General features: G+C 67.4%; 1 pseudogene. It reads right to left on the bottom strand.

Going from position 1 to position 233, the window contains the following annotated elements:
• Positions 1 to 233: pseudogene (locus KVT44_RS57270) on the bottom strand (ABC transporter substrate-binding protein); the annotation flags it as partial.

Here is a 233-nt window from a genome sequence, read left to right as displayed (position 1 = left end):
GTGTTGGAGGGCGAGATCTCGACCAGGTTGGCGGTCGCGGAGACCTGCTGCATCTGCGTGGCCACACCGGAGTTCAGCGGGCCGACGGCGCCGAGGACCTTCTCGTTGTTGACGGGGGCGGTGGCGTTCTGCTGGCCGCTGGCCTGGATCGCCTTGTCGTCGTGCGCCTGGACCTTGAAGGTCACGCCGGAGGCCGTGTTGCTCTTGTTTGCGTCGTCGGCGGCGATCTGGAC

The organism is Streptomyces sp. GbtcB7 (genome assembly GCF_019091445.1).
GTDB classification, from domain to species: Bacteria; Actinomycetota; Actinomycetes; order Streptomycetales; family Streptomycetaceae; genus Streptomyces; species Streptomyces mirabilis.
Note: the sequence above shows the minus strand (reverse complement) of the source record. Positions and strands in the feature narration are given on the sequence as shown.